Origin of the sequence: Microbulbifer sp. MI-G (assembly GCF_030440425.1) — a bacterium.
Lineage (GTDB): Bacteria > Pseudomonadota > Gammaproteobacteria > Pseudomonadales > Cellvibrionaceae > Microbulbifer > Microbulbifer spongiae.
Genome location: NZ_CP098023.1, coordinates 3,038,406 through 3,064,528, shown reverse-complemented (window position 1 = coordinate 3,064,528; position 26,123 = coordinate 3,038,406). Strand labels below are relative to the sequence as shown.

Below are 26,123 nucleotides of genomic sequence, written 5' to 3'. Positions count from 1 at the left end.
TTGACTGGAGCATTTGCCGGTGCCCGGAGAGCTTCTGGGACTGGAGTCTGCTGCTGGAGAGGTTGTATCCCCTGGCGATTTATGGATTTTGGAGACAGTTGGGTGAGCGAGCACGAAAAAATCAATTATGTCGAATTCCCGGCCAACGACCTGGAAAAAACCAAGGCATTTTTTGCGGAAGCTTTCGATTGGGTATTTACCGACTATGGCCCTGAATATACGGCTTTTACCGCTGCCGGGCTGGATGGGGGTTTCTATCAGGCCAACTTGCACAACTCTACCGCAAGCGGTGGTGCGCTGGTGGTATTTTACAGTACCGATCTGGAAGAAACCCAGCGAAAGGTGGAAGGCTGCGGTGCCAGGGTGGTGAAACCCATTTTCTCTTTTCCCGGTGGCAGGCGCTTTCATTTTACCGAGCCGTGCGGCAATGAGTTTGCCGTCTGGTCGGATGCGGATTTCTAGGGCGCTGTGCCCAAAGCCCCCGGTATTATGGGGCTTCGGGCTGCACAGTGATTACATCAGGCTTTGAAATCCGCAGCCAGTTTTTTCTCTACCAGATGTTTTTTCAGCCTGGCATAGCGCGGGATTCCGTTTTTGTAGGGGGGGTAGTCTTCCCCCTGGATCAGCGGCAGCAGATAATCACGCCCCTTTTGGGTAATGCCGAACCCGTCCTCGCTGATATATTCACCCGGCATGAATTTTTCCACATTGGCCACTTGGGACAACGGCACTTCACCCACAGACCAGCTGTACTCACTGCCCTCGGCGCGAATGATTGCCGGCATAATGGCATTTTTGCCGGCAACTGCCATTTGCACGGCAGCGCGGCCTACGGCATAGGCCTGCTCCACATCGGTGGCGGAGGCAATATGGCGCGCGGCGCGCTGCAGATAGTCGGCCAGAGCCCAGTGGTATTTCAGGCCCAAGGTGCTCTTGATCATAGTGGCGAGCGTCGGCGCAACACCGCCGAGTTGTTTGTGGCCGAAGGCATCGGTGGTCCCGGCATCGGCGAGAAAGGTGCCATCTTTGTTCTGGACGCCCTCAGAGGCGACGATGACACAGTAGCCTTTCTCGTCCACGGTTGCCTGTACCTTGGCGAGGAACCTTTCCCTGTCGAAGGGCACTTCCGGGAACAGGATAATGTGGGGTGCATCGCCTTCCTGTTCCTGGGCCAGGGCACCGGCGGCGGCAATCCAGCCCGCGTGGCGGCCCATCACTTCCAGAATAAAGACTTTTGTGGAGGTGGCACACATGGAGGCCACATCCATGGCGGCCTCCTGGGTGGATACGGCCACATATTTGGCCACAGAGCCAAAGCCGGGGCAGTTGTCGGTCAGGGGCAGGTCGTTGTCCACGGTCTTGGGAATGTGGATGGCCTGGATCGGATAGCCCATGGTCTCGGACAACTGGGACACTTTCAGGCAGGTGTCCGCGGAATCACCGCCGCCGTTATAGAAGAAGTAACCGATATTGTGCGCTTTGAATACGGCTATCAAACGTGCGTACTCTGCACGATTTTCCTCCAGGCTCTTCAATTTGTAACGGCAGGAACCAAAAGCGCCGGAAGGGGTGTAGCGCAGCGCGGCAATATCCTCCGCACGCTCCTGGCCCACGTCGATCAGCTCCTCGCGCAGTGCGCCGAGGATGCCGTTTAGCCCTGCATAGACATTGCCTATCTTGTCCTGGTTTACACGCGCGGCTTCGATGACACCGCAGGCAGACGCGTTGATCACGGCGGTCACACCACCGGATTGTGCGTAAAAGGCATTTTTTTTCGACATGGTTATCCTGTATTTATCGGGGTCTTGAAATACATCGTTGCTCGGCTGTCCGCTATGCGGCTGTTCTCGTTACGGTGGCATGCGGGGAATGCCGGAGTTCGTGTCGGCTGCCGGCCACTGCGGCTAAGTCGCTATCCGTTGGTAGAGAGTGGGGTCGAGCAGTGTGGGGGCGGAGTCTAATGGAATAGCACGGAGAATGCATGGAGACCGGAGTATTTGGCAATTACTGGCCTGTGATGCCGTGTTAAGCTTGCGCCGCAACGATCGGGAGTACAGATTTCCGCCATGCATATTCACATTCTAGGTATTTGCGGCACCTTTATGGGTAGCCTGGCCCAGTTGGCTGTGGCGGAAGGGCACCGGGTGACGGGCAGTGATGCCGATATCTTCCCGCCAATGAGCACCCAGTTGCTGCAAGCGGGAGTCCAGATCATTGAGGGGTATGATCCGGCGCAATTGGAGCCGGCGCCGGATCTGGTGATTATTGGCAATGCCATGCCCCGCGGTAATCCCGCGGTGGAAGCGGTGCTGGAGCGGGGCCTGCCCTATACTTCCGGCGCCCAGTGGCTGTGTGATCACTGCCTCGGCGGACGCTGGGTATTGGCGGTGTCCGGCACCCATGGCAAGACCACCACCGCCAGTATGTTGGCCTGGATTCTGGAAGCGGCGGATATGCAGCCGGGTTTCCTGATCGGCGGGGTGCCGGGTAATTTCGGCGTATCGGCACGCCTGGGTGAGTCCCCGTTTTTTGTGGTGGAGGCGGATGAATACGATACCGCCTTCTTCGACAAGCGTTCCAAGTTCGTGCACTACCGCCCGCGCACAGTCATTATCAACAACCTGGAATTCGACCACGCGGATATCTTTGAAGATCTGGCGGCGATCCAGCGCCAGTTCCACCACCTGGTGCGCACGGTGCCGGCCAGTGGCCTGGTGGTTGCCGCTGCAGAGGAAAATGTGCAACAGGTATTGGCGCAGGGCTGCTGGAGCGAGGTTCAGCGCTTTGGCTTTGAGGGTCAGGAAGGGCTGGGCCTGGGTGACTGGCGCGCGGTGGATATCGCCGCGGATGGCAGCAGTTTCACCATACAGTTCGAGGGGGCCGAGGTGGCGCGGGTGGAGTGGGACTGCACCGGATTACACAATGTGTGCAATGGCCTCGCCGCTGTGGCGGCCGCCCGTCATGTGGGGGTGTTACCGGCGTTGAGTGGCACCGCACTGGGGCGTTTCCAGGGGGTGAAGCGGCGTATGGAATGTCTGGGCGAGGTGGCAGGAATCCGGGTATATGACGATTTTGCCCATCACCCCACGGCGATCCAGTCAACCCTCACCGGGCTGCGGGCCAAAGTGGGAGGGGACAGGATCATCGCTTTGATCGAGCTGCGTTCCAACACCATGCGCATGGGAGTGCATCGGGACAAGCTGGCGAATGCCTGCAGCGGTGCGGATATGGTGCTCTGGTATCAGCCCCCGGGCATGGACTGGTCACTGGAGGAAGTGGCCCGCCACTCTTCGGTGCCCGCCGGAATTTTCGATAGTATTGAGAGCGGTGTGGAGTCGGCCCTCAAACTCGCTGATGAGGGCAGCCATATTGTGGTGATGAGCAACGGGGGGTTCGGTGGTATTCACCAGCGCCTTATCGGTGCTTTGGAACAGAAATACCGCCGACCGGTCTGAGCCATGTTACCGGCAGGGAAGGGGTAGGGAAGATGCATTGCGGGACAAATTGAGGTTGGGAGATTGCAGCAGCACACCTTCGACAAAACCGTGACTCTGGCCATGACCGGAGCTTCCGGGGCGCAATACGGCCTGCGCCTGCTGCAGTGCCTGCTCGCCTCCGGGGCGCGCGTCTGGCTGCTGGTGTCCGAAGCCGCGCGGGTGGTGATCAATACCGAAACTGACCTCAAACTGCCCGAGGGCGACAGTGGGGCGCTGCAGGGTTGTCTCGCCGATCATTTTGACGCGAAGGAGGGTCAGCTGACCCTGTTTGGCATGCGCGACTGGTTTTCCCCGGTGGCATCCGGCACCGGCGCGCCGGTCAGTATGGTGATCTGTCCCGCCAGTGGTGGTACCCTCTCGGCGGTTGCCTGCGGCGCTTCCAACAATCTGATCGAGCGCGCCGCGGATGTAGCCCTGAAGGAGCGCCGCCAGCTGATCCTGGTCCCGCGCGAGGCGCCTTATTCGGAAATACACCTGGAGAATATGCTCAAGCTCACCCGCATGGGTGCGGTCATTCTGCCTGCCAGTCCCGGTTTTTACCAGAGACCGCGCACGGTTGACGATATTGTCGACTTCATTGTGGCACGCCTGCTCGATCAGTTGGGTGTGGAGCAAAACTTATTGCCGAACTGGGGTGAATAGCGCGCTAAAAGGGGGCTATTGTCGTGAAACCGAGCGTCACGATTCATTACTGTGTGCAGTGCAACTGGATGTTGCGGGCCACCTGGATGGCCCAGGAATTGCTCTCCACCTTTGCCGATGACCTCCAGCAGGTTGCATTACAACCCGGAACTGGGGGAGTATTTGAAATCCGGATTGGCGAAAATTTGATCTGGGAGCGCAAGCGCGATGGCGGCTTTCCCGGCGCCAAGACCCTCAAGCGGCGTGTGCGGGATCTGCTGTTCCCGGACCGCGCGCTGGGACATAGTGATATGCCCTGAATGTATTTCCAATACCACGGGGTGGACGCAAACTGTGTACTCGTAGGTATCCCGAAGGCGGCCAAAACGTACGCGGCTGTGGCCCACTGATATTCACTACAAGCGGAAATATATGCTGTCAGCTTTCAAGACCTGTTACGAACACCTGGTGACCAAGCGGCCATTGGCTGTATTGATGGTTGTCGGCCTGTTGAGCCTGCTGGCTGCAATGGGCCTGCCCCGCTTTAAACTGGATGCCTCCGCGGATTCCCTCACGCTGGAAGCGGACCAGTCCCTGGATTATTTTCGCGAGATTTCCGAGCGCTATGCCAGTGGCGACTTCCTGGTGGTGACCTACCGCTATAAGGATGGTGACCTGTTCAGCGATGGGTCCCTGGACACCCTGGGCAGACTGCGCGATGCACTGGGCGGGGTGGATGGCGTCACCAGCGTGCAGACCATTCTGGATGTGCCACTGCTGTATAGTCCCAAGCTGTCTTTGACCGATCTCAGCGATGATATTCGCACCCTGTCCAATGCCGATACCGACAGGGACCTGGCCCGCCAGGAGTTTCTCTCCAGCCCCATTTACCGTGAATTGATCCTGAGCCCGGACGGCCAGACCACTGCGCTGCTCGCCAACCTGAAACTGGACAACCGCGGTATTGAACTGGTGCGCGAGCGCGACGCCCTGCGGCGCAAACGCAGCAGTGAGGGCCTGAATGCGGAGGAGGCCGCGCGGCTGCAGGTGGTGAGTGCGGTTTACCTGGAACATCGTACCGCCCAGGAATTGGAGGCCCGCCAGAGAGTGGAGACGGTGCGGGGGATTCTCGCCGGTTACCAGGGGCAGGCGGAGCTGTTCCTCGGCGGTGTGACCATGATTACCGCGGACATGATCGCGTTTATCAAGAGCGATCTGGTGGTGTTTGGTGTGGGTATCCTCGCCTTTATCATCCTCACCCTGCTGCTGATCTTCCGCCAGCCGCGCTGGGTGCTGCTGCCACTACTCACCTGTGTGACCACCGCTGTGATAATGCTGGGCCTGCTCAGCTGGCTCGATTGGCGCCTCACGGTGATCTCTGCCAATTTTGTCGCGCTGTTGCTGATTATCACTCTCGCCATCACCATTCACCTGGCGGTGCGCTACCGCGAATATATCGCACAGCACCCCCACTGGAGCCGCGAGGAACTGGTTCTGCAGACCGTGCGCTTTATGGCCAAGCCCTGCCTGTACACTGCACTGACGACGATTGTGGCTTTCGCGTCCCTGGTAGTGAGCGGTATACGCCCGGTAATCGATTTTGGCTGGATGATGACCATGGGCGTTACCCTGGCCCTGGTGCTGTCTTTCCTGATTATTCCCTGCTGCCTGATGATTCTGCCCAAGCGCGAGGGCAAGGTGAGTACGGACAACTCCCACGCCTTTACCCTGCGTTTTTCCCGTTTTGCCGAGAGGCACCGGGTTTTTGTGTTGGGTGTCTCCCTCCTGGCTTTCGCGGCCGGCATTGCGGGCGTGTCCCAGTTGAAGGTGGAAAACCGTTTTATCGATTATTTCGATGATGCCACAGAGATCTATCAAGGGATGCTGGTGATCGACCGCCGCCTGGGCGGAACGGTCACCCTGGATATTGTCCTCGACAAACCCGAGGAGGAAGCAGTGGCCTTTGAGGGGGAGGAAGATCCTTTCGGCGAGGCCGCTGGTGATGACGCCCTCGCTGCGGAAGACCCCTTTGCCACAGAGGATCCCTTCGGCAGTGCGGAAGAGTCTCAGGAGCTGAGTTACTGGTTTACTGTAGCCGGTCTTGCTGAGTTGGAGCAGTTGCATGACTACCTGGAGGCCCAGCCGGAGGTCGGCAAGGTGCAGTCCCTGGCAACTGCGTACAAGGTGGCCCGCGATTTGAATGGCGGCCCGCTCAATGACTTCGAACTGGCGGTGGCGAATAACAGCCTGCCAGCGCAAATTCGCAGTGTGCTGATCAGCCCCTATCTTTCCACGGAGGACAACCAGGCGCGCATCACCCTGCGGGTTATGGAAACTGATCCGGGTCTGCGCCGCGATGCATTGATCCAGCGCATCTACGACTACGCCCACAACGAAATGGGCATAGCCCCGCAAAATATTCACCTGACCGGCCTGCTGGTGCTTTACAACAATATGTTGCAGAGCCTGTTCAAGTCGCAAATCCTTACCCTGGGGGCGGTGTTTGTCGGTATCCTGCTGATGTTTTTAGTGCTGTTCCGCTCCCTGTCCCTGGCCATTATCGCGCTGGTGCCAAATATGCTGGCAGCCTGTGTGGTGCTTGGCGGTATGGGGTTGGCGGGCATACCGCTGGATATGATGACCATTACCATCGCTGCGATAACGGTCGGTATCGGTGTGGATCATGCGATTCACTATCTGTACCGTTTCCGCGCCGAGTTTGCCAAAGACGCCGACTACCTGGCCACCATGCACCGCAGCCACGCAACCATCGGCCGCGCCATGTTCTACACGGCGATCACCATTATTGCCGGCTTCTCGATTCTGGCGTTGTCAAAGTTTGTACCATCCATTTATTTTGGCCTGCTGACCGCACTGGCTATGTCCGCAGCACTGCTCGGTTCCCTCACCCTGCTGCCGCTGCTGCTGGTGATGTTCAAGCCACTGGGAAGGGGTAAGCCGAGCCACGAGCAGGTGGCAGCAGAAGCTGCGGCAGGTGCCTGATTGGGAATGCCCACGCCGGGTAATGAAAAGCCGGGCAGAAAGCCCGGCTTTTTGATCAAGGCGTATTCTCCCGTTCGGGATTAATCCTCGCGGCTGGTGATTTCCAGCAGGTGATAACCAAACTGGGTTTTCACCGGTCCGTGCACCTTGTGCAATTCATCGGAAAAAACCACTTTGTCGAATTCCGCGACCATGACGCCCTTGCTGAATTCTCCCAGATCGCCTCCTGTGCGGCCGGATGGGCACTGTGAGTGCGCTTTGGCCATTTCGCCAAACTCGGCACCGCTTTCGATTTCCTGCTTCAGCTGCTGGCACTTTGCTTCGTTCTCCACCAGAATATGACGGGCTGTCGCTGTGGGCATACATCGTCTCCATCTATTGCATTGACCGCAGCAGCTTACTGGGTGTGCGCGGCATTTGCCACCGGTAATATCCGCAACAAATCCCAAGCCTGGTCGCACTCTTGACCAGTGACACGAAAACGTCACTTCTGTCGGGGCGGCGGGTGTGTGTGCAGTGGTATCTTTAGTGAAGACAACACAATACGGCGAGTGACCCCATTGCAACAGATCCCTCTTTTTCCCTTGAGCGTGGCCCTGTATCCCGGGGTTACCCTGCCCCTGCGTATCTTCGAACAGCGCTACCTGCATCTGGTGAGTGAAGCGCTGAAGACCGACAGCGGATTTGGCGTGGTGCTCATTCGTTCCGGCGGCGAAGTGGGGCATGCCTCGGTGTGGCCGCTAGGTGTTTATGTGCATATTGTCGATTGGGGCCAGGGTGAGGAGGGGCTGCTGCATATACAGGTGGTGGGCCGGCGCCGATTTCGCATTACCCATACGGACAGGGCCGAAGACGATCTATTGCTGGGGGATGTGGAATGGCTGCCGGAAGAGTCGCCGAAACCCATACCCGCCGATTGCGATGGCTTGCTCGCTGTACTCAATGAACTGAAAGAGCGCGCCAAAATACTGTCGCTGAAGTTCGACCAGGTGGATTCCGCCGATGCGCTGTCCTGGCAGCTGGCGCAGTTGCTGCCCTTGGAAGACAAGGTGCGGGTAGAACTTCTGGCCCTGGAGGACCCGCTGGCACGCCTGGCCAATATCGCTGACAATCTGGACCGATGGACCCGGCAGTGACCGGCTGTGGACCTATTTTCCGGAATAGGCCGGGATTGGCCATTCAAACCCCGCTCCCCTGGGGTATACTGCGCGGCCGACCGGATTATGCACGGAGCGCCAAGTGACCACCACCGACACCGCTGACCAAATCCGTACGCGACTCGGGCAGATGGGCCAGGCTGCCCGCGCTGCAGCGCGGCTGATGGCCAGGGCCAGTACTGCGGCCAAGAACCGAGCCCTCAGGGCCATCGCCACCCAGATCGAAGCGCAGCGGGCGCAACTCACCGAGGCCAATATCCGAGATATGCAGGCGGGGCTTGCACAGGGTCTGGACGCTGCACTGCTCGATCGTCTGGAACTGGATAACCCCCGTATCGACGCTATGATTGCAGGCCTGTTACAGGTCGCGGATCTGCCTGATCCGGTGGGGGAAATCGAGAATCTGCACTATCGTCCCAGCGGCATCCAGGTGGGTAGAATGCGTGTGCCGCTGGGGGTGGTGGGGATTATTTACGAGTCCCGCCCCAATGTGACGATAGATGCTGCCAGCCTCTGCCTGAAGTCCGGAAATGCCACTATTTTGCGCGGCGGGAGTGAGGCGCTGCACTCCAACCAGGCTATTGCCGCCTGCATTGTCGCTGGATTGCGCGCGTCAGACCTGCCGGAGACAGCCGTTCAGGTGGTGGGGACCAGCGACCGCGCTGCCGTGGGTGCTTTGATCACCATGCCGGAATACCTGGATGTGATTGTGCCTCGCGGTGGCACCGGCCTGATTGAGCGTGTCAGCCGTGAGGCCAGTGTACCGGTAATCAAACACCTGCACGGGGTGTGCCATGTCTATATCGATGACCGTGCGGATCCGAAAAAGGCCTTCGATATTGCCCTCAATGCCAAAACCCGCCGCTACGGCGTATGCAATGCTATGGAAACCCTGCTGGTTGCAGAGGGAATCGCCGCAGAGATACTGCCGGATCTGGCCGCGGCCTTTGAGTCCAGAGGTGTGGAGCTGCGCGGTTGCGAGCGCACTCGCGAGATACTGCCGCGATGCCTGGCAGCCATGGAAGCGGACTGGACTGAGGAGTACCTGGCGCCAATACTGTCGATCCGCGTAGTGGCGGATATGGAGGCGGCGATGGCTCATATTGCCCGCTACGGCTCCGGCCACACGGATGCCATAGTGACCGAGGATTACAGCCGCAGCCGGCGTTTTCTCACGGAGGTGGATTCCAGTTCGGTGATGGTGAATGCCTCCACCGGCTTTGCCGATGGCTATGAATACGGCCTGGGGGCGGAAATTGGTATTAGCACGGATAAAATCCACGCCCGTGGTCCGGTGGGGCTGGAAGGACTCACCTCCCGAAAATGGATCGTGCTGGGAAATGGACATATACGACAGTAGACACTGTCCCGGTGTAATCATCTGGCGCAAGAGGTAATTTTGGCGACCAAGCGGCACAGTATCGCCCTGTTTGGCGGCACTTTCGACCCGATACATTTTGGCCACCTGCGTATGGCACTAGAGCTGCGCCAGGCTTTGGGGTTCGATGAAATGCGCCTGCTGCCAAGCCACCAGCCGGGCCACCGTGAAAGTCCGGGGGTGTCCCCCCGTCAACGTTGCCAGATGCTGGTGCTGGCACTGGCGGGTTGTGACGAATTGCAGCTGGATGAGCGGGAATTGCGCCGGGGGGGAGCCACTTATACTGTGGACACCCTGGAGGAATTGCGTACAGAGCTGGGTCCTGAGGTGTCGATCAGTTTCTGTATGGGGCTGGATTCCCTGCTCAGTCTGCACCGCTGGCACCGCTGGCAGAGCCTGCTGGCGCTGGCGCATCTGGTGGCGGTGACCCGGCCGGGCTGGAGTCCGCCCCAGCGGGCAAAAGGGGGTGATCATTCCCCGCTGCTCGATGTGCTCGAGCGCCACCGCGGAAGCACCGCCGATTTGCATGGGGAGCCCTGCGGGCGCCTGGTGGTGCGCGAACAGACCCTGCTGCCAATCTCCTCCACCCATATCCGCCAATTGCTCGGCAACGGCCAGTCGCCCCGTTACCTCCTTCCAGCTGCGGTGTTGCAGTATATTGAAGACCATCAACTTTACAGAAAACAGAATACCGCCGGCGACCGGTAAAGCATCAAGGTGTTATGACAAATATTAAAGAAATCGCGTTCAACGCACTGGAAGACCTGAAAGGCAAAGATATCGTTGCCCTGGATGTTTCCGAACTGTCTGATGTGATGGACAATCTGCTGATCTGTACCGGTACCTCAAGCCGCCAGGTGAAATCCCTTGCGGAAAATGTTGTGGGTGAATTGCAGAAACAGGGTGTGCGCCCCATTGGTGTGGAAGGGAAAGAGCAGGGGGAATGGGTACTGGTGGACTATGGGGATTTGGTGGTACATGTGATGCTGGAGGATTTGCGCAGCTTCTACGACCTGGAAAAACTCTGGTCGATGACGCCGAATACGCGCGAAGAGGCGGACGGCAGTGATCCCCACGGGGGATGAGACCGTGAAAATCCGAATTCTCGCCGCCGGAGGGAAAATGCCCCGTTGGGTGCAGGAGGGCTACACTGAGTACGCCAGGCGCCTGCCCCGAGATATTTTCCTGGAGGTGGTGGAAATCCCCCTGGGGCCGCGCGGCCGGAAAAATACCCTGGCACTGATTGACAAAGCCCGTAGGAAGGAGGGGGAGGCAATGCTCTCTGCCCTCGGTCCCCGGGATCATGTCGTGGCGCTGGATGTAAAGGGCAAACCCTGGAGTACGGCGCAGCTCTCGCGGCAATTGCGTGAATGGCAGCTCTCGGGGGAAAGTGTCTGCCTGCTGATTGGCGGTCCCGATGGCCTCTCTGGGGATTGCCTGAATGCGGCCAGACAATGCTGGTCCCTCTCTCCGCTCACTTTGCCACATCCGCTGGTGCGTGTGGTATTGGCGGAGCAGATTTACCGCGCCTGGACACTGTTGGTGGGACATCCCTACCACAAGTGACGGAGACAATGGCCAGCCCGGATTGTCTGTTCACTTGTGCCCTGTGGTAATGTAGTTCACTTGGTTTTTTTCAGCGCCAGTCAACACTGTTCAAATAAGCCCAAATGCCCAAATGCCCCACGCCCATCGCCTCAAGGACCCCTATATCGAGCAGCGGCTTTTCCGCAATCGCATGCTGGTGGCCATCGCCGGTGTCATTGTTCTGCTGGGGGTTTTGGTCGCGCGTTTTTACAATCTGCAGATTATCAATTACGAAGACTATCGCACTCAATCCGAGGAAAACCGTATCCAGGTACGCCCGGTAGCCCCCACCCGGGGATTGATATACGACCGCAACGGCACTCTGCTTGCGGATAACCGTGCCAGTTACAATCTCTCCATTGTGCGCGAGCGTGTGCGGGATCTGGATGCGACCCTGGAATTGATCGGCAACCTTATTCGCCTTGAAGACAGTGATGTGGCCAAGTTTCGCAAGCGCATGAAGCGCCGACGCCCATTTGAGCCGGTACCCCTGCGCTTTCGCCTGGAAGAAGATGAAATTGCGCGTATCAGTGTCAACCAGTTTCGCATGCCCGGTGTTTCTGTTCAGGCCGAACTGGTGCGTTATTACCCACTGGGGGCGCTGTTTGCTCACAGTGTCGGCTATGTGGGGCGTATCAGTGACCGAGATTTGAATAATTTCACCCGGGAGGACGTGCGGCGCTACCGGGGTACCCGCAGTATCGGCAAGGTGGGGCTGGAACGCAGCTACGAGCAGCACCTGCTCGGGGAAGTGGGGTATGAGAATGTAGAGATCAATGCGCGCGGGCGGGTACTGCGGGTGCTGGAGCGCGAAGACCCCAAACCGGGTGTTGGCCTGACCCTGCACCTGGATGCGCGCCTGCAGCAGGTGGCCTCCGAAACCCTCGGTGATCGCCGCGGTGCCGTGGTCGCCATTGATGTCAATACCGGCGGTGTACTGGCGTTTGTGAGTAAGCCCTCTTTCGACCCGAATCTGTTTGTCACCGGCATCAGTTTTGTCGACTACCGCACCCTCAGTGACTCCCTTGACGTCCCCCTGTTTAATCGCGCCATACAGGGACAGTATCCTCCGGGTTCGACCCTGAAGCCCGTGATGGGGCTCGGGGCCCTGGAGGCCGGGATTATTTCCCGTGAGACCAGGATTCAGGACCCGGGTTTCTACAAACTGCCCAACGACCCGCGTATCTACCGGGACCATATCCGCTGGGGCCATGGCGATAAAGTGGATTTGGTACAGGCCATGGCACAGAGCTGCGATGTGTTCTTCTGGGATATGGCGCACCGCTGGGATATCGACGAAATGCACACTATCGCCACCCATTTCGGGCTCGGTGCCAAGACCGGCATTGATCTGCCTACAGAGCGCGCCGGCCTCTTTCCTTCGCGGCACTGGAAGCGCAGCGCGCGGGGCATGCCCTGGTTCCCCGGGGATAGCCTGAATGCGGTGCTGGGGCAGGGCTTCGTGTTGGCCACTCCGCTGCAACTGGCAGTGATGACCGCGACTATCGCCAATCGCGGCACCCACTATCGGCCACAAATGGTAAAAACCATCAATGGCGTGGTACAGCCAGCGGAAAGGCTGCACAACCTGGAAGCGCGCCCGGACCATTGGGACTTGGTGTTTGAAGGCATGGAGGCTGTGGTCAATCGCAGTGACGGTACTGGCAAGCGCGCCGGTGAGGGCCTGGATTTTCGCGTTGCCGGTAAATCCGGTACCGCTCAGGTGGTGGGTATTGCCCAGGGCGCGCAATATGATTCCGAGGCCCTGCTGGAGCGCCACCGGGATCACGCGCTGTTTGTCGCTTTTGCTCCAGTGAACAAACCCCGCATTGCAGTCGCGGTTCTGGTGGAAAATGGGGAAGCCGGCGGCAAGGTGGCTGCCCCGGTAGCCCGGGCGCTGTTCGCCGAATGGATGGCGCGTCCGCAGCCACCGGTTGAAACCGCGCGGGATACCGATCTGACTGGGAGGAGGGGCAATGGCTAATCGCGACTACTCGCACCGGCTCTCCGATATGGACAGCAGCCTCAGAAAGCCGGTGAGCCTTGCCCGTCGCCTGCACCTCGATGTGCCGCTGCTGGTGTTGTTATTGCTGTTGGCATCTGCCGGCCTGGGAGTGCTCTACAGTGCTTCTGGCGGTGACTTCAAGTATGTACAGCGCCAGTCGGTTTTTATGTGCCTGGCGTTTTTAGGCATGTTCATTGTTGCGCAGATTCCCCTGGACTTTTACCGGCGTTGGTCGATCTGGGCCTATCTGGGTGGCTGCACCCTGTTGCTGGGGGTGCTGTTTTTTGGTACCGGTGCCAAGGGTGCCCAGCGCTGGCTGGAGATCGGCGGCTTTCGCTTCCAACCCTCTGAGATGATGAAGCTGGGGGTACCGATGATGGTCGCTGCCTTCCTGCACCAGCGCGCACAGCCCCCTGCGTTTGCCACGGTGTGCGGGGCTTTGGTCATCGTGGCGGTACCGGCTGCGCTGATCGTGCGCCAGCCGGATCTGGGCACAGCCATTCTGATCGCCGCCGCCGGCCTGTTTGCACTGTATCTGGCGGGGCTCAGCTGGAAGATGATCGGCGCCGCGGCCGCAGCACTCATGGCTTCCACCTGGCCTATCTGGCAGTGGGGGTTGAGGGACTACCAGCGCCAGCGCATTCTGACACTACTCAACCCTCACGATGACCGATTTGGAGCCGGCTGGAATATTTTTAACTCCAAGGCCGCTATTGGTTCCGGGGGGCTATATGGTAAAGGTTACCTGCAAGGCACCCAATCGCAGCTGGATTTTCTGCCGGAGAGCCATACCGACTTTATTATTGCGGTCTTGGCGGAGGAGTGGGGTATGCGCGGCGTGCTTATACTGCTACTGCTCTACGTTTTGGTGATCGCACGCGGCATCTATATTAGCTTTATGGCACAGTACTTGTTCGGACGGCTATTGGCGGGGAGTATAACGCTCACTTTTTTTGTCTATGTGTTTGTAAACATTGGTATGGTTACAGGACTGCTGCCAATAGTGGGTGTTCCCCTGCCGATGATCAGTTATGGGGGAACTTCACTGATTACCCTGATGGCGGGATTCGGCATCCTCATGGCTGTAGGGACTGAGCGGCGCAGGGTCCACTTCTAGTGGGTGTTGTTCAACTGGTTGATAACCGGATATAGAGACGCGTAATGAAGACAGGAGCGTTGGTTTTGAAGTGGACCTCTGGACTATTGTTTGGCGTGGGGCTGGCCCTCGCTGCCTGCGCGCAGGAGCCTGGACACGGTGACAATGCAAATGCACAGAAGTTTGTCGAGTACATGGTGGAAGAACACCAGTTCGATCGCGAAACGCTACAGGATCTGATGCGCAAGGCCAAACGCAAGGACTCCATTCTCAGGGCCATCCAGCGCCCAGCGGAAAAGGCCAAACCCTGGTACGAATACCGCAAGCTGTTTTTGACCCCACAGAGCATTGCCGGCGGTGTCGACTTCTGGGACAACAACGCCGAAGTCCTGGCCGAAGCGGAAAAGAAGTACGGTGTGCCAGCGGAAATCATTGTCGCTATTATCGGTATTGAAACCCGCTACGGCGGCAATATGGGTGGTCACCGGGTACTGGATGCACTCTCTACCCTGGCCTTCAATTACCCGCGTCGTTCCGCCTTCTTTACCAAAGAGCTGGAACACTATCTGCTACTAACCCGGGATCAGGGTATAGACCCTTTGACATTGAAGGGTTCCTACGCCGGTGCCATGGGTTACGGCCAGTTTATGCCTTCAAGCTACCGCGCTTACGCAGTGGACTTCAGTAATGACGGCAAGGTGGATATCTGGAATAACCCCCAGGATGCCATTGGCAGCGTGGCCAATTACCTCGCCCAGCACGGGTGGAAGTCCGGTGAACCCATTGCCGTTCTGTCGATCCCGCGCCCCAATGCGGATATGACCATTGTCAACAATACCTTGCAACCGGAATGGACCGTAGGGGAGTTGGCGGAAAAAGGATTCACAGCCACCAGCCAGGTGTCACCGGAAATGCCTGCCACGGTCTTCTCCCTGCAGACAGAGCGGGGCAAACAGTACTGGCTGGGACTCAATAATTTTTCCACCATTACCAGCTATAACCGCAGTCGCCTCTATGCGATGGCAGTCAATGAACTGGCCCAGGAGATTGTCAAGGCCCGTGGCGGAAAATCCTATTGATCGGACAAACTGCCGGGCTTTTTTATCGTGCCTTGATGTGTCGTTCTAAAATGGCGGGGACTATGCCCGTATCTCACCGGCACGGGCCCGGTCAATAGAGTGACAATCAGGCTTTGAGCTGGCGATCACAGCCGGCATTGGGAAACCAATGGTCCTGGTTGCAGTCAAAGTTTTTTCATTTCACCAGATAGTGTCAGCCAACGGCGTCTTGGGGGCGGCAACCTTTTGTTGCCGTGTGGGGGGATTATGGTTCAGTGCAATGCGCGGTGTGGGATGTTGCTTGCCGCGGTGTTTTTGGTGTCCTGTGGGGGTCTGCAGACTGACCCGGGCTCGCAGGCCGGGCCCGGTGACAGTATTCGTGACAGTGGCCCGCCAACACCCGTCAGTATGCTGGCCACCCCAGACCCGACGCCAGTGCGTGAGCCCATCGGCCCCGCCGGGAACAAGTCCCCCTATCGGGTCAACGGTGTGACCTACCATGTGCGCGATGCGGTCAAAGGCTATAAAGAGCGCGGCAAGGCCTCTTGGTATGGCACCAAGTTTCATGGCCGCAATACCGCCAATGGCGAGATCTATAACATGTACGCCATCTCTGCTGCACATAAAACCCTGCCTCTGCCCAGTTATGCCAAAGTGACCAATCTGGACAATGGTCGCAGTATCATTGTGCGGGTCAATGACCGTGGCCCCTTTGTGCAGGGGCGTATTATTGACCTCAGTTATACGGCTGCCCAGAAGCTGGGGTATGTGGAGCGGGGTGTGGCCCGTGTGGAAGTGGAGTCACTGGACCCCGCGGCATTGCCGCCGGTCACCGAGGTACTGCTGACTGGTGACGGGTTGAAAGGCCCGGAAGGTTTGGCAAAGGATACCTCCGTGAAGCTGCCCGGGAATACATTTTTGCAGGTCGGTGCCTACAGCAACTTTGCCCAGGCGGAGGCCGTGAGGGCCCAGCTTGCTGACGCGATTGACTACCCTGTTCTGGTCAGCCCGGTAAAGCGGGATGGCAAGGTATTATACCGGGTGCGTATTGGTCCCATCGCCCGGCAAAGGGCTCTCGCCACGGCACGGGAAACCGTGACACAGAAGCAGCTGGGGCAGCCCCAGGTGGTGTATGAATAGGATCATCAACATGGCTGCCGGAGCAGGCGGTTGGTTTGCGCGAAAAATTCCTGGCAACCTGTGACTGATTTATGATTTGACGGTCATTTGGATCACCGTTCACAAAATACTGCGCATTGGCGCGAATTTTCTTGTATTTTGTCAGTATACAGTGGCTTGCGGCATGGGGTGCCTCCCCAGCGCTGCCGACTAATCTATTAAAATACATAATGGGTTAACAGCCAGCCAAAAAACACGAGGATTAATGAGACTCCCCCTATGATCACACGGATTATCGCCTGTTCTTTCCTATTGTTGTGTGCGGGCCTGGTTCAGGCGCAATCTCTAATCCCGGCACCGCCGCAATTGACCGCAATCTCCTACCTGTTGATGGATGCCAATACCGGCCAGATTCTGGTGGAGCACGAACCCGACAAACAGATTCCCCCCGCCAGTCTCACCAAGATGATGACCGTCTATATCGTCTCTGAGGAGATACTCAAAGGCAGTGTCAAGGAAGATGACCTGGTGCGCATTTCCGAGAAAGCCTGGCGCAAGGGCGGCTCAAAAATGTTTGTCAAAGTCGGCGACCAGGTCTCTGTAATAGATCTGATGCGCGGAGTCATCATCCAGTCCGGTAACGATGCCAGTATCGCCTTGGCCGAACATGTGTCCGGCAGTGAAGAGGTATTTGCGGAGGTGATGAACCAGCAGGCAGAACTGCTGGGCATGGAAAATACCCACTTCGTCAATTCCACCGGCTGGCCGGAGGACGGGCACCTGACCACTGCGCGCGACCTGGGCATTCTGGCCCGTGCACTGATTGCCGACCATCCGGAGCACTACGATATATATTCCGAGAAGTATTTCAATTACTCGGGCATCAACCAGCCCAACCGCAACCGTCTGTTGTGGCGCGACGCCTCGGTGGACGGGATTAAAACCGGTCACACAGAAGAGGCGGGCTATTGCCTGGTGGCCTCTGCGATGAAGCGCGGCATGCGCCTGATTGCCATAGTGGTGGGCACCGATAGCGATGAAAAACGCGCTTCCGAGACCCAGAAACTGCTGGCTTATGGTTTCCGCTACTACCAGACCCACAAAGTGTATGGTCAGGGTGAGGTGTTGCAGACCGAGCGCGTCTGGGGTGGCAAGAAGCCCCGCGTGGGTATCGCGGTTGAAAAGGATGTTTTCGTTACCATCCCCCGCGGTGGAGAGGAGGGCATCAAAGCGGATCTGATTGTGGATGGCGAGTTGGAGGCCCCGATCCAGAAAGGCCAGCCGGTGGGCAAGGTTGTGGTGATCCTGGATGGCGAGACCGTTTCCGAAGTCAAAGCCGTAACCGCGGACGACGTGGAGCGTGCCGGTATCTTCAAACGCCTGTGGGATGCCATCAAGCGCTTTGTGATTGGCTTCTTTAACTAAATCGTACTTTGACGGGTTTCCGGGCGGGCATTGCCCCGTCCTGCCCGCTGTGTAAAACCAACACCCTCCTGCTGTTCCCTGTCCACTGAGTACCAGCCGCTGTATAATCGCCGCCCGGCTGTGTCCCAGCTTTCCCTTACCTGACCAGCCCGCCCCCGGAGAGTGGTATGAACCAGAGCACCAGTCAGCGACCTCCAAAGATCCAATTCCCCTGTGAAGACTACATGGTCAAGGTTGTGCGTGACGCCGATGAAAAAGCGCATCAATTTGTATTGGAAGTGATGCGTCGCCACGCCCCGGAACTGGACGAGGACCGTATGACCCTGCGCGACAGCAGCACTGGCAAATTCACTTCCATGACCTTCTATATTCTCGCCACCGGTGAAGACCAACTCAGGGCACTGTTTGAGGAACTCAAAGCACACCCTTCGGTACATATGGTGCTCTGATGATCACTGTTCGCAACCTGGCCCGTCGGGATTATGAAACTGTCTGGCGCGCCATGTCCCGTTACACCGATCTCCGTGACGCAAGCAGTGCAGACGAGATCTGGTGCGTGGAGCACGAGCCTGTTTTTACCCAGGGGCAGGCGGGCCGGGCTGAGCACCTGCTCAATACCGGGGATATTCCGGTTGTGCAGGTGGATCGCGGCGGCCAGGTGACCTACCACGGCCCCGGCCAGTTGGTGGTATATCCACTATTGGATCTGCGCCGGGCAAAAATTGGCGTGCGTGAGTTGGTGACGGCGCTGGAGACTGCCACCGTGGCCATGCTGGGGGTATTTGGCATCGCAGCGGCACCACGCGCCGATGCGCCGGGGGTTTATTTGGCTGAAGGCCAGCGCGCCGGCAACAAAATCGCCTCTATCGGGTTGCGTGTGCGTCGCGGCTGCAGTTTCCACGGCATCGCCATTAACATCGACATGGACCTGGCGCCTTTCCTCCGTATCAACCCCTGTGGTTACGCCGGATTGCAGATGGTGCAGATGGCCGAGTTACTCCAGCGCGCACCCGATTGGCAGCAGGTTGCAGAGATTTTTGTACGCGAGTTGCTGCCTGCCCTGAAACTGCCCGCTGCCCAGTGGCAACCGCTGGATAACACCGTATTTGCTCGATTGAGCGCCGAACAGCAGGATTTAAGTAATGGCTAATAAACCCGATCTGGTGCCGGTTAAACGCACCCGTCGCCTGCAACAGGGAGAAAAACTGCGCGATGGTGACAAGGTGGAACGTATCCCGGTCAAGGTGATTGCCAGTGATACGGTCCTGCGCAAACCGGACTGGATTCGTGTAAAGGTGCCCGCCTCTAAGGAGGTGGAGCGTATCAAGCGTATTTTGCGTTCGCAAAAACTCGCCACCGTTTGCGAAGAGGCCAGTTGCCCCAATCTGGGCGAATGTTTCAGCGGTGGCACTGCAACCTTTATGATCATGGGGGAAATTTGTACCCGTCGCTGCCCTTTCTGTGATGTGGGGCACGGCAAGCCCAATCCCCTGGACCCGGAAGAGCCCGGAAACCTCGCCCGGGCCATAGCAGCCATGGGGCTGCGCTACGTGGTCATTACCTCGGTGGATCGCGATGACCTGCGCGATGGTGGGGCCCGGCACTTCGCCGACTGTATCCGCCAGTCCCGGGCGCTCTCACCGAATCTGCAGGTGGAAATTCTCACGCCGGACTTTCGCGGGCGAATGGCAGCTGCCCTGGAGATTCTCGCAAAGGAAGCGCCCGATGTGTTCAACCACAACCTGGAGACGGTGCCGCGCCTGTACCGCGAATCGCGCCCCGGCGCCAATTTCAAATGGTCCCTGAAGTTACTGCAGGAATACAAGCAATGCCGCCCGGATGTGCTGACCAAATCCGGTCTGATGGTGGGCCTCGGTGAGGAAAAGGAAGAGATCTTTCAGGTGATGGATACTATGCGTGCGCACGATATCGATATGCTCACCATTGGCCAATACCTGCAACCAAGCAGGGAACACCTCCCGGTACAACGTTACGTGCACCCGGACGAGTTTGAGGAGTACCGCCGCTATGCCGAGCAGATCGGCTTCAAGCACGCTGCCTGCGGCCCGCTGGTACGCTCTTCATACCATGCGGATAAACAGGCCCAGGGTGAGAAACAGATCAATTACAACGTGAAATAGTACTCCACAGCAGCCTGAGGTGCTCTGCGGTGATAGGTGCCGCGTATGTATGAAAGCAGAGTGTTTTTTCAATGCTGAGAGTAGGTTATTCCGCAGTTTGGTTATTGCTCTGAAAAAAGACTTGCCAGCTTTGCCCCAAGCACCAGATCGTGTTCATGGCCGAATGTTTGCTTGCGAAGTCAGCCATTTTTGATCAGCCCCACCAAGGTGGTCCAGTTTAAATGTTAGTGCATAGCGGGCCGTGGCTCTTTCTCCACGGTGGTTTCCGGAGCCCGTGGGCGGTAGCCCAAGGCGCTGTGTGGCCGCTTGCTATTGCAGCGCTTTCTCCATTTCTCAACCAGAGCGCGTCCGTTTCCCCTGGTGGCCTCTGACAGAATCCATCTGTCCAGAGCCAGGTCCGCGACTGTTCAACGCAGCTGTTCATTCTCCCTCTGCATTGGCTTGGATTCCTTCTGTTGGTCGGTCCCTGTGCCACCCTACTGTTTGCGCCAGGGTTAGAAGGTCTGTTTGGTTATCTGCATTTGCTGTAATGCACCCACACCCGGCCTCCTTGGTCGCAAAGCACTTCAATATCTGCCATAACTTTGTGGATGCGTATCCCCCCTCTGGTACAGGCGGGTGGTGTGGTACAAAAAACAGATGAATTACCTTGTGCAAGGGGTCCCCCTGCATCAAAAAATTTTTGTTCACTACAGGAACTGTACGCGCGATCTCAGAGTTGGTGAAACTCCATTGTCCGGATAAGAAATTTTCTGCTGGCGGCTGTGACTGGCGTGGGGACAGGATGGGAGTGTAAGAAGGTGTTACATAGCTTCTGCGGAGATTCTTATTCCCGGTAGCGGTGCTTCCCTGCACCGCCTTGAGCCGGTTTCCCGGTGGCTTTCCAGGTTGTTAAACACTTCGGCTTCTATTCTGTGTAACTTTCGATCGGTGGGCAGGAGCAAATCAGGTTGCGGTCTCCGTAGACATTGTCGATACGGTTGGCAGCCGGCCATACCTTGTGCGCTTTCAGCCAGGCTGCCGGGCGGCCGGCTACATCGCGGGAGTAGCTGTGGGTCCAATCGTCGGTCATCACATCCTCAAGGGTGTGCGGTGCGTTGTGCAGTGGGTTGTCCTCGGCGGTGTACTTGCCGCTGGCAACAGCTTCCACTTCACGGCGGATAGTGGCCATGGCTTCGATAAAACGGTCCAGTTCCTGCAGGGATTCACTCTCGGTGGGTTCGATCATCAGGGTGCCGGCTACCGGAAAGGACATGGTGGGTGCGTGGAAGCCGAAGTCCATCAGGCGCTTGGCGATGTCCTCCTCGGTGATACCGCTGGATTCCTTGAGCGGGCGCAGGTCTACCAGGCATTCATGGGCGACAAAGCCGTTGCTGCCGGTATAGAGCAGGGTGTAGTGCTCGCTCAGTTTCTTGGCCACATAGTTGGCATTCAGGATCGCTATTTCGGTAGCCCGCTTCATGCCCTGCTTGCCCATCATACGGATATACATCCAGCTGATTGGCAGAATGCTGGCGGAGCCCCAGGGAGCGGCGGAGATAGTGCCGTTCTCCACATGGGTTTCCGGTACTTCTATTACCGGGTGGCCTGCCAGGTAGGGCTTCAGGTGTTCGCCGACAGCGATCGGGCCCATGCCGGGGCCGCCACCACCGTGGGGAATGCAGAAGGTTTTGTGCAGGTTCAGGTGGGAGACATCACCACCAAACCGGCCCGGCGCCGCCACCCCGATCAGGGCGTTCATGTTGGCGCCATCGATATACACCTGACCACCGGCCTGGTGCACCAGGTCGCACACCTCGCGGATACCTTCCTCGAAGACACCGTGAGTGGAGGGGTAGGTCACCATCAGCGCGGCGATGCGGTCGCCGTGTTCTTCGATCTTGGCCTTCAGGTCTTCGGAATCCACATTGCCTTTATCATCACAGGCAACCACAACCACTTTCATACTCACCATCATGGCGGAGGCTGGATTGGTGCCGTGGGCGGAGGCGGGGATCAGGCAGATATCGCGCTGGACTTCGCCTTTTGCCTCGAAGTATTTCTTGATAGCAACCAGGCCGGCGTACTCGCCCTGGGAACCGGCGTTGGGTTGCAGGCTCACGGCATCATAGCCGGTACAGGCAGCCAGCATCTGCTGCAACTGGCGGAATATTTCTCCATAGCCCTGGGCCTGGTCTGCCGGGGCAAAGGGATGCAGTTTGCCGAATTCGGGCCAGGTCACCGGGATCATCTCGGCGGTGGCGTTCAGCTTCATGGTGCAGGAACCCAGGGGAATCATGGAGTGATTCAGGGCGATGTCCTTGGCCTCCAGAGACTTGAGATAGCGCAACATCTCGGTTTCGGAGTGATAGGAGTTGAACACCGGGTGGGTCATGAATTCGGTATCGCGCTGCAGGGAAGCGGGCACACCCAGAGAGCCCTTGCTGGCGATCTCGCTGTCCAGGGTGTCCAGGTCGAGGCTGTGCCCGGTGCCGATAAAGGCATCGATCAGGTCGGACACATCCTGCAAGGTGGCGGTCTCGCTCAGGCTCACGCCCAGGGCGTCTTCCCCCACTTTGCGCAGGTTGATCTCGGAGGCCAGGGCGCGCTGGTAGATCTCTTCCCGCTTGGCACCGGTGATGACAGTCAGGGTATCGAACCAGCTGTCGTGGGTCAGGTTGAAGCCTTCGCGCTGCAGGGCGGAAGCGAGGATATCTGTCAGGCGCTGGATGCGGGCGGCGATGGTTTTCAGGCCTTCAGGGCCGTGGTAAATCCCGTAGAAGGCACTTATTACCGCCAGCAGAACCTGGGAGGTACAGATATTGGAGTTGGCTTTCTCGCGGCGGATATGCTGTTCGCGGGTCTGCATGGCCATACGCAGGGCACGCTTGCCCTTGCTGTCCACGGAAACACCGATGATGCGGCCCGGCGCGGAGCGTTTGTAGGCTTCGCGGAAGGCGAAGAAACCGGCGTGAGGACCGCCGTAGCCCATGGGGATACCGAAGCGCTGGTTACAGCCCACCACCACGTCTGCCCCCATGGCACCCGGTGCTTTCAGGGCCACCAGGCTCATCAGGTCGGCGGCTACGGTCACCAGACCACTGGCCTCGTGCACCCGGGCGATGATATCGGTCAGGTCGCGTACGCGACCGGTGCTGCCGGGGTATTGCAGCAGGGCACCGAACAGCTCGGCGGGGATGTCGGTTTCCATATCGCCCACAACCACCTCAAAGCCGAAGTGCTCGGCACGGGTTTGTACGATGGCGATCGTCTGCGGATGGCAATCCCGATCTACAAAATAGACGTTGGACTTGTTGCGCTTGGCCTGGCGCTTACACATGGCCATGGCCTCAGCAGCAGCGGTGCCCTCGTCCAGCATGGAGGCGTTGGCCAGTTGCATACCGGTGAGGTCCATGATCATTTGCTGGAAGTTCAGCAGGCCCTCCAGGCGGCCCTGGGCTATTTCCGGCTGGTAGGGGGTATAGGCGGTGTACCAACCCGGATTCTCCAGCACATTGCGCAGGATCACGTTGGGGGTAATGGTGTCGTGGTAGCCCATACCAATAAAGGTGCGGTAAATGCGGTTGCGCGCCGCGATATCCTTCAGCTCTGCGAGGGCCTCCTCCTCGTTGACCGCATCGGCCAGGTCCAGCGCATCGGTGTTGCGAATGGCTTCGGGCACGGTTTTCCCGATCAGTTCGTCGAGACTGGCGACCCGGAGGGTTTCCAGCATGGCCACTACCTGCTTGGTATCGGGGCCAATATGGCGGTGGATAAAGGCGTCGTGTTGTTCCAACTGCTGCAGCGATGGTTGGGTCATAAACTTCGTTCCTGTAGTCGCAGGGAGTCGTCGCAGTGCGCTCGCGGTTAAAAAATAGCACCTGGCCTCTGTGCCGCTTTTCCTGTGTAAAGCCCCGGTTCTCCGGGTTTCGGATAGGCGGGGTGACATATGGGGAGGTCGGATCAACGGCAGCCTCGCAGGTGGGATGCGGGGGCTGCAGGGATTCCGGGCCATAGCGGCAGGCGCGCATCTTAGCAACCGTTGGGAACCTGGGCAATCTGCGGGATTCAGGCGGGGAAACTGCTGAATTCCAGTGAAAAATCTGTGTGAAATCCTGTTTATCCGCAGATAGGGCGATCTTATTCCACGCAGGGCTGGGTGGGGTTGATCGCAGAGAGCCCCCTGCCGACGGCGTTTGAAGCTTTGAATGGAAAGCTGTCTCTGGTCATTGGTTAGGAAAATGCCCTGACGGTCATGGTAATGGTGTTTCCCTGTTTGTTGGAGGGGCAGTTGATACCCTACGGAGTGCAGACGTTGGCGTGCTGCTGAACCATGTGAAAGCAACACGGGTTCACTGGACAATTGGCAAATACAAAAAATTGAAAGGGGTGGAAGAAGCGGGCTAGTCACTGTCTGAGAAGATTTGCTAGAAGAGTTCTGTGCTTAATGGCACACTATGGATCGGTTGTGGATCACCGGCTGGATAAAAAAGCCCGATGAGAGAAGACTTTCATGTCCGGATCTGTGAGCAGCTGAGGGAGAGGCTCCCTTGCTTGACTCGATTCAAGACGAATGTGGGCCTGTCACGACAAGGAGCTTTCGTCCGTGAAGGGTGTTTCTGAGTGGGTAGACCAGGACACAATGACACACTTGGTTATTTGCCTGGGAGCTATGGGCCATGACATAGAGCATTGATTTCAAGGTGGCTCCCGGATGTCGGCACACCCGGGAGCCTACACACAACAACTAACCGGAGTAGTCATTCGAAGAGGCTGAGGAACTTAGCGTGAGCCCGCAGCGAGCGGGTCGAGTACCGCAAGCATTATAGCCTGCGGATTCTAAATATTTATACGGGGCCGCTATAGATATTTATACCCGGGGACGGCAACCACCACGGACACCCCTTTTAGGGACCCAAATAATTCTTAAGGTTTCACGCGTGAAACCTTCTGGGTGTTTTCGATTCTGGAGTAAATCAGTGAAGCGTAGAGGCCCTTTATTGTGGATACCCGTCACACACGATTCCACAGGGTGAGGGCTATTCCCTTCACCGCTATCCCATCACCCTTGACGGGTCAGGTTCCACAATCAAGGGTCACAGATTTGAGGCTTGGTGATGGGGGTAACAACAGGTTATTTATTGATTATGTTTTTTGGGGTTATTACTATCATTAAGTGAATTTCAGGAGGAAACATGCGAGTTATAATTTTTTCACTATTACTGGTTGCCTTTTTTTCATTTAAAGCATTTGCAGGACCTGACTGCGTCAAAGATTGCACCTATATTATGCAAACGACCGATGGTAGCCATGCAGTAGTGGTATTGGATAAGAATGGCGGGATATTCAAGGTTATACCTATAGACCTTGGTCAGGATGCTACGGAGGTATCCTCTAGCAATATACCTTCAATAAACTCAAATCCATCTTCAGATAGGAGCGGGAGTGTTGAGATGACACAAGTAGAATACACTACAGCTACAGAGAAGGTTGTAGTCATTACAGCGGTGTATTATGACGCACTTGACAATGTTCAGGATGTCAAAATCACAGTCCCACGTTTCCCTAAGTCAGAAGTTCCAGATTATTCAGGACCGAATTAGTAGCACGATGATCGATTAAGAAATTAAGTACTGACGCCATATCTTCGGGAGGCTATGGCAGCTTTTAAGGGGGAAGTTTGTCGTCAGATCAAACTAAAACTAGATCTTGCTTATCACCTTAAGTGTATTAGTTCAGACCAAATCTGACACATCTCCTTGAAAAGAGGGGGGTTTACTGGTTTTGATGAAGGTGACGAAGCCTGAAACCAAAACCAAGGATAAACCCCATGATTCATACTAACGATCGCATCATTAAACGCAAGACCGGTCTGCTCGATCTGGCGGAAGAACTCGGCAATATCTCCAAAGCCTGCAAGATGCTCGGCGTATCGCGAGACACCTTCTATCGTTACAAAGAAGCTGTATCCAGCGGCGGCGTGAACGCCCTGCTGGAGAAGAACCGGCAAGTGCCAAATCACAAGAACTGAATCATCCCGAGTTTGTCGGAGGCAAT

23 protein-coding genes and 1 pseudogene are annotated in these 26,123 nt (G+C 57.4%); 20 read left to right on the top strand and 4 right to left on the bottom strand.

The window, feature by feature from the left end; all coding sequences use genetic code 11:
- Nucleotides 1–102: 102 nt before the first annotated feature.
- Nucleotides 103–462 carry a VOC family protein gene (locus M8T91_RS12815; RefSeq protein ID WP_301414552.1) on the top strand — a complete coding sequence of 120 codons (360 nt, stop codon included), beginning with the start codon at nucleotides 103–105 and terminating at the stop codon, nucleotides 460–462.
- Nucleotides 463–518: 56 nt separating this feature from the next.
- Here M8T91_RS12815 and M8T91_RS12810 read toward each other — a convergent pair whose 3' ends face one another.
- Nucleotides 519–1,781, bottom strand: coding sequence for a 6-phosphofructokinase (locus tag M8T91_RS12810; RefSeq protein ID WP_301414551.1), 1,263 nt, complete (start codon nucleotides 1,779–1,781; stop codon nucleotides 519–521).
- Nucleotides 1,782–2,066: 285 nt separating this feature from the next.
- On the opposite strand from M8T91_RS12810, the gene mpl reads away from it, so the two are divergent.
- The 4 genes from mpl to M8T91_RS12790 all read left to right on the top strand — a co-directional run bounded on the left by mpl (nucleotide 2,067) and on the right by M8T91_RS12790 (nucleotide 7,121).
- Complete coding sequence (mpl, locus tag M8T91_RS12805; RefSeq protein WP_301414550.1) at nucleotides 2,067–3,455, top strand: UDP-N-acetylmuramate:L-alanyl-gamma-D-glutamyl-meso-diaminopimelate ligase; 1,389 nt, start codon at nucleotides 2,067–2,069, stop codon at nucleotides 3,453–3,455.
- 102 nt (nucleotides 3,456–3,557) lie between these two features.
- On the top strand, nucleotides 3,558–4,139 hold the full coding sequence (locus M8T91_RS12800) for a flavin prenyltransferase UbiX (RefSeq protein WP_301419095.1): 582 nt from the start codon (nucleotides 3,558–3,560) through the stop codon (nucleotides 4,137–4,139).
- Nucleotides 4,140–4,162: 23 nt separating this feature from the next.
- Complete coding sequence (locus M8T91_RS12795) at nucleotides 4,163–4,438, top strand: Rdx family protein (protein WP_371877046.1); 276 nt, start codon at nucleotides 4,163–4,165, stop codon at nucleotides 4,436–4,438.
- 112 nt (nucleotides 4,439–4,550) lie between these two features.
- Complete coding sequence (locus M8T91_RS12790; RefSeq protein WP_301414549.1) at nucleotides 4,551–7,121, top strand: efflux RND transporter permease subunit; 2,571 nt, start codon at nucleotides 4,551–4,553, stop codon at nucleotides 7,119–7,121.
- An 80-nt stretch (nucleotides 7,122–7,201) separates the two neighbouring features.
- Here the strand turns inward: M8T91_RS12790 and M8T91_RS12785 are convergent, their stop codons facing one another.
- Nucleotides 7,202–7,483, bottom strand: coding sequence for a peptidylprolyl isomerase (locus M8T91_RS12785; RefSeq protein ID WP_301414548.1), 282 nt, complete (start codon nucleotides 7,481–7,483; stop codon nucleotides 7,202–7,204).
- A 198-nt stretch (nucleotides 7,484–7,681) separates the two neighbouring features.
- On the opposite strand from M8T91_RS12785, the gene M8T91_RS12780 reads away from it, so the two are divergent.
- The 13 genes from M8T91_RS12780 to lipA all read left to right on the top strand — a co-directional run bounded on the left by M8T91_RS12780 (nucleotide 7,682) and on the right by lipA (nucleotide 20,087).
- Nucleotides 7,682–8,257, top strand: a complete 576-nt coding sequence (locus M8T91_RS12780) for an LON peptidase substrate-binding domain-containing protein (protein ID WP_301414547.1) — start codon at nucleotides 7,682–7,684, stop codon at nucleotides 8,255–8,257.
- A gap of 151 nt (nucleotides 8,258–8,408) precedes the next feature.
- Nucleotides 8,409–9,638: a glutamate-5-semialdehyde dehydrogenase gene (locus tag M8T91_RS12775; RefSeq protein WP_301419092.1), complete on the top strand. Its 1,230-nt coding sequence runs from the start codon at nucleotides 8,409–8,411 to the stop codon at nucleotides 9,636–9,638.
- Nucleotides 9,639–9,677: 39 nt separating this feature from the next.
- Entirely contained in the window at nucleotides 9,678–10,364 is a 687-nt protein-coding gene (nadD, locus tag M8T91_RS12770; RefSeq protein WP_301414546.1) for a nicotinate-nucleotide adenylyltransferase, read from the top strand.
- 14 nt (nucleotides 10,365–10,378) lie between these two features.
- Nucleotides 10,379–10,741 (top strand): ribosome silencing factor, encoded by a 363-nt coding sequence (gene rsfS, locus M8T91_RS12765; RefSeq protein WP_301414545.1) that lies wholly within the window; start codon nucleotides 10,379–10,381, stop codon nucleotides 10,739–10,741.
- A gap of 4 nt (nucleotides 10,742–10,745) precedes the next feature.
- Complete coding sequence (gene rlmH, locus M8T91_RS12760) at nucleotides 10,746–11,222, top strand: 23S rRNA (pseudouridine(1915)-N(3))-methyltransferase RlmH (RefSeq protein WP_301414544.1); 477 nt, start codon at nucleotides 10,746–10,748, stop codon at nucleotides 11,220–11,222.
- A 112-nt stretch (nucleotides 11,223–11,334) separates the two neighbouring features.
- Nucleotides 11,335–13,227, top strand: coding sequence for a penicillin-binding protein 2 (gene mrdA, locus M8T91_RS12755; protein ID WP_301414543.1), 1,893 nt, complete (start codon nucleotides 11,335–11,337; stop codon nucleotides 13,225–13,227).
- The gene (gene rodA, locus M8T91_RS12750) at nucleotides 13,220–14,365 is read left to right on the top strand and encodes a rod shape-determining protein RodA (RefSeq protein ID WP_301414542.1); all 1,146 of its coding nucleotides are present in this window, start codon (nucleotides 13,220–13,222) and stop codon (nucleotides 14,363–14,365) included. Before mrdA ends, rodA begins: the two co-directional genes overlap by 8 nt.
- 44 nt (nucleotides 14,366–14,409) lie before the next feature.
- On the top strand, nucleotides 14,410–15,423 hold the full coding sequence (gene mltB / locus M8T91_RS12745) for a lytic murein transglycosylase B (RefSeq protein ID WP_301414541.1): 1,014 nt from the start codon (nucleotides 14,410–14,412) through the stop codon (nucleotides 15,421–15,423).
- A 246-nt stretch (nucleotides 15,424–15,669) separates the two neighbouring features.
- Nucleotides 15,670–16,542 carry a septal ring lytic transglycosylase RlpA family protein gene (locus tag M8T91_RS12740; protein ID WP_301414540.1) on the top strand — a complete coding sequence of 291 codons (873 nt, stop codon included), beginning with the start codon at nucleotides 15,670–15,672 and terminating at the stop codon, nucleotides 16,540–16,542.
- 258 nt (nucleotides 16,543–16,800) lie between these two features.
- Nucleotides 16,801–17,946 carry a D-alanyl-D-alanine carboxypeptidase family protein gene (locus M8T91_RS12735; RefSeq protein WP_301414539.1) on the top strand — a complete coding sequence of 382 codons (1,146 nt, stop codon included), beginning with the start codon at nucleotides 16,801–16,803 and terminating at the stop codon, nucleotides 17,944–17,946.
- A gap of 167 nt (nucleotides 17,947–18,113) precedes the next feature.
- Nucleotides 18,114–18,395 carry an HP0495 family protein gene (locus M8T91_RS12730; protein WP_301414538.1) on the top strand — a complete coding sequence of 94 codons (282 nt, stop codon included), beginning with the start codon at nucleotides 18,114–18,116 and terminating at the stop codon, nucleotides 18,393–18,395.
- Nucleotides 18,395–19,096 (top strand): lipoyl(octanoyl) transferase LipB, encoded by a 702-nt coding sequence (lipB, locus tag M8T91_RS12725; protein ID WP_301414537.1) that lies wholly within the window; start codon nucleotides 18,395–18,397, stop codon nucleotides 19,094–19,096. Before M8T91_RS12730 ends, lipB begins: the two co-directional genes overlap by 1 nt.
- Entirely contained in the window at nucleotides 19,089–20,087 is a 999-nt protein-coding gene (gene lipA / locus M8T91_RS12720; RefSeq protein WP_301414536.1) for a lipoyl synthase, read from the top strand. The genes lipB and lipA overlap by 8 nt, the downstream gene beginning before the upstream one ends.
- A 224-nt stretch (nucleotides 20,088–20,311) precedes the next feature.
- Here the strand turns inward: lipA and M8T91_RS18965 are convergent, their stop codons facing one another.
- Nucleotides 20,312–20,428: an integrase core domain-containing protein gene (locus M8T91_RS18965; RefSeq protein ID WP_367317773.1), complete on the bottom strand. Its 117-nt coding sequence runs from the start codon at nucleotides 20,426–20,428 to the stop codon at nucleotides 20,312–20,314.
- A 566-nt stretch (nucleotides 20,429–20,994) separates the two neighbouring features.
- Nucleotides 20,995–23,886 (bottom strand): aminomethyl-transferring glycine dehydrogenase, encoded by a 2,892-nt coding sequence (gcvP, locus tag M8T91_RS12710; protein WP_301414535.1) that lies wholly within the window; start codon nucleotides 23,884–23,886, stop codon nucleotides 20,995–20,997.
- A gap of 1,375 nt (nucleotides 23,887–25,261) precedes the next feature.
- Between gcvP and M8T91_RS12705 the strand changes: the two genes are divergently transcribed.
- Both M8T91_RS12705 and M8T91_RS12700 read left to right on the top strand, forming a co-directional pair.
- Nucleotides 25,262–25,669 (top strand): hypothetical protein, encoded by a 408-nt coding sequence (locus M8T91_RS12705; RefSeq protein ID WP_301414534.1) that lies wholly within the window; start codon nucleotides 25,262–25,264, stop codon nucleotides 25,667–25,669.
- Between the two features lie 227 nt (nucleotides 25,670–25,896).
- Nucleotides 25,897–26,094: pseudogene (locus M8T91_RS12700) on the top strand (helix-turn-helix domain-containing protein); the annotation flags it as partial.
- Nucleotides 26,095–26,123 lie beyond the last annotated feature (29 nt).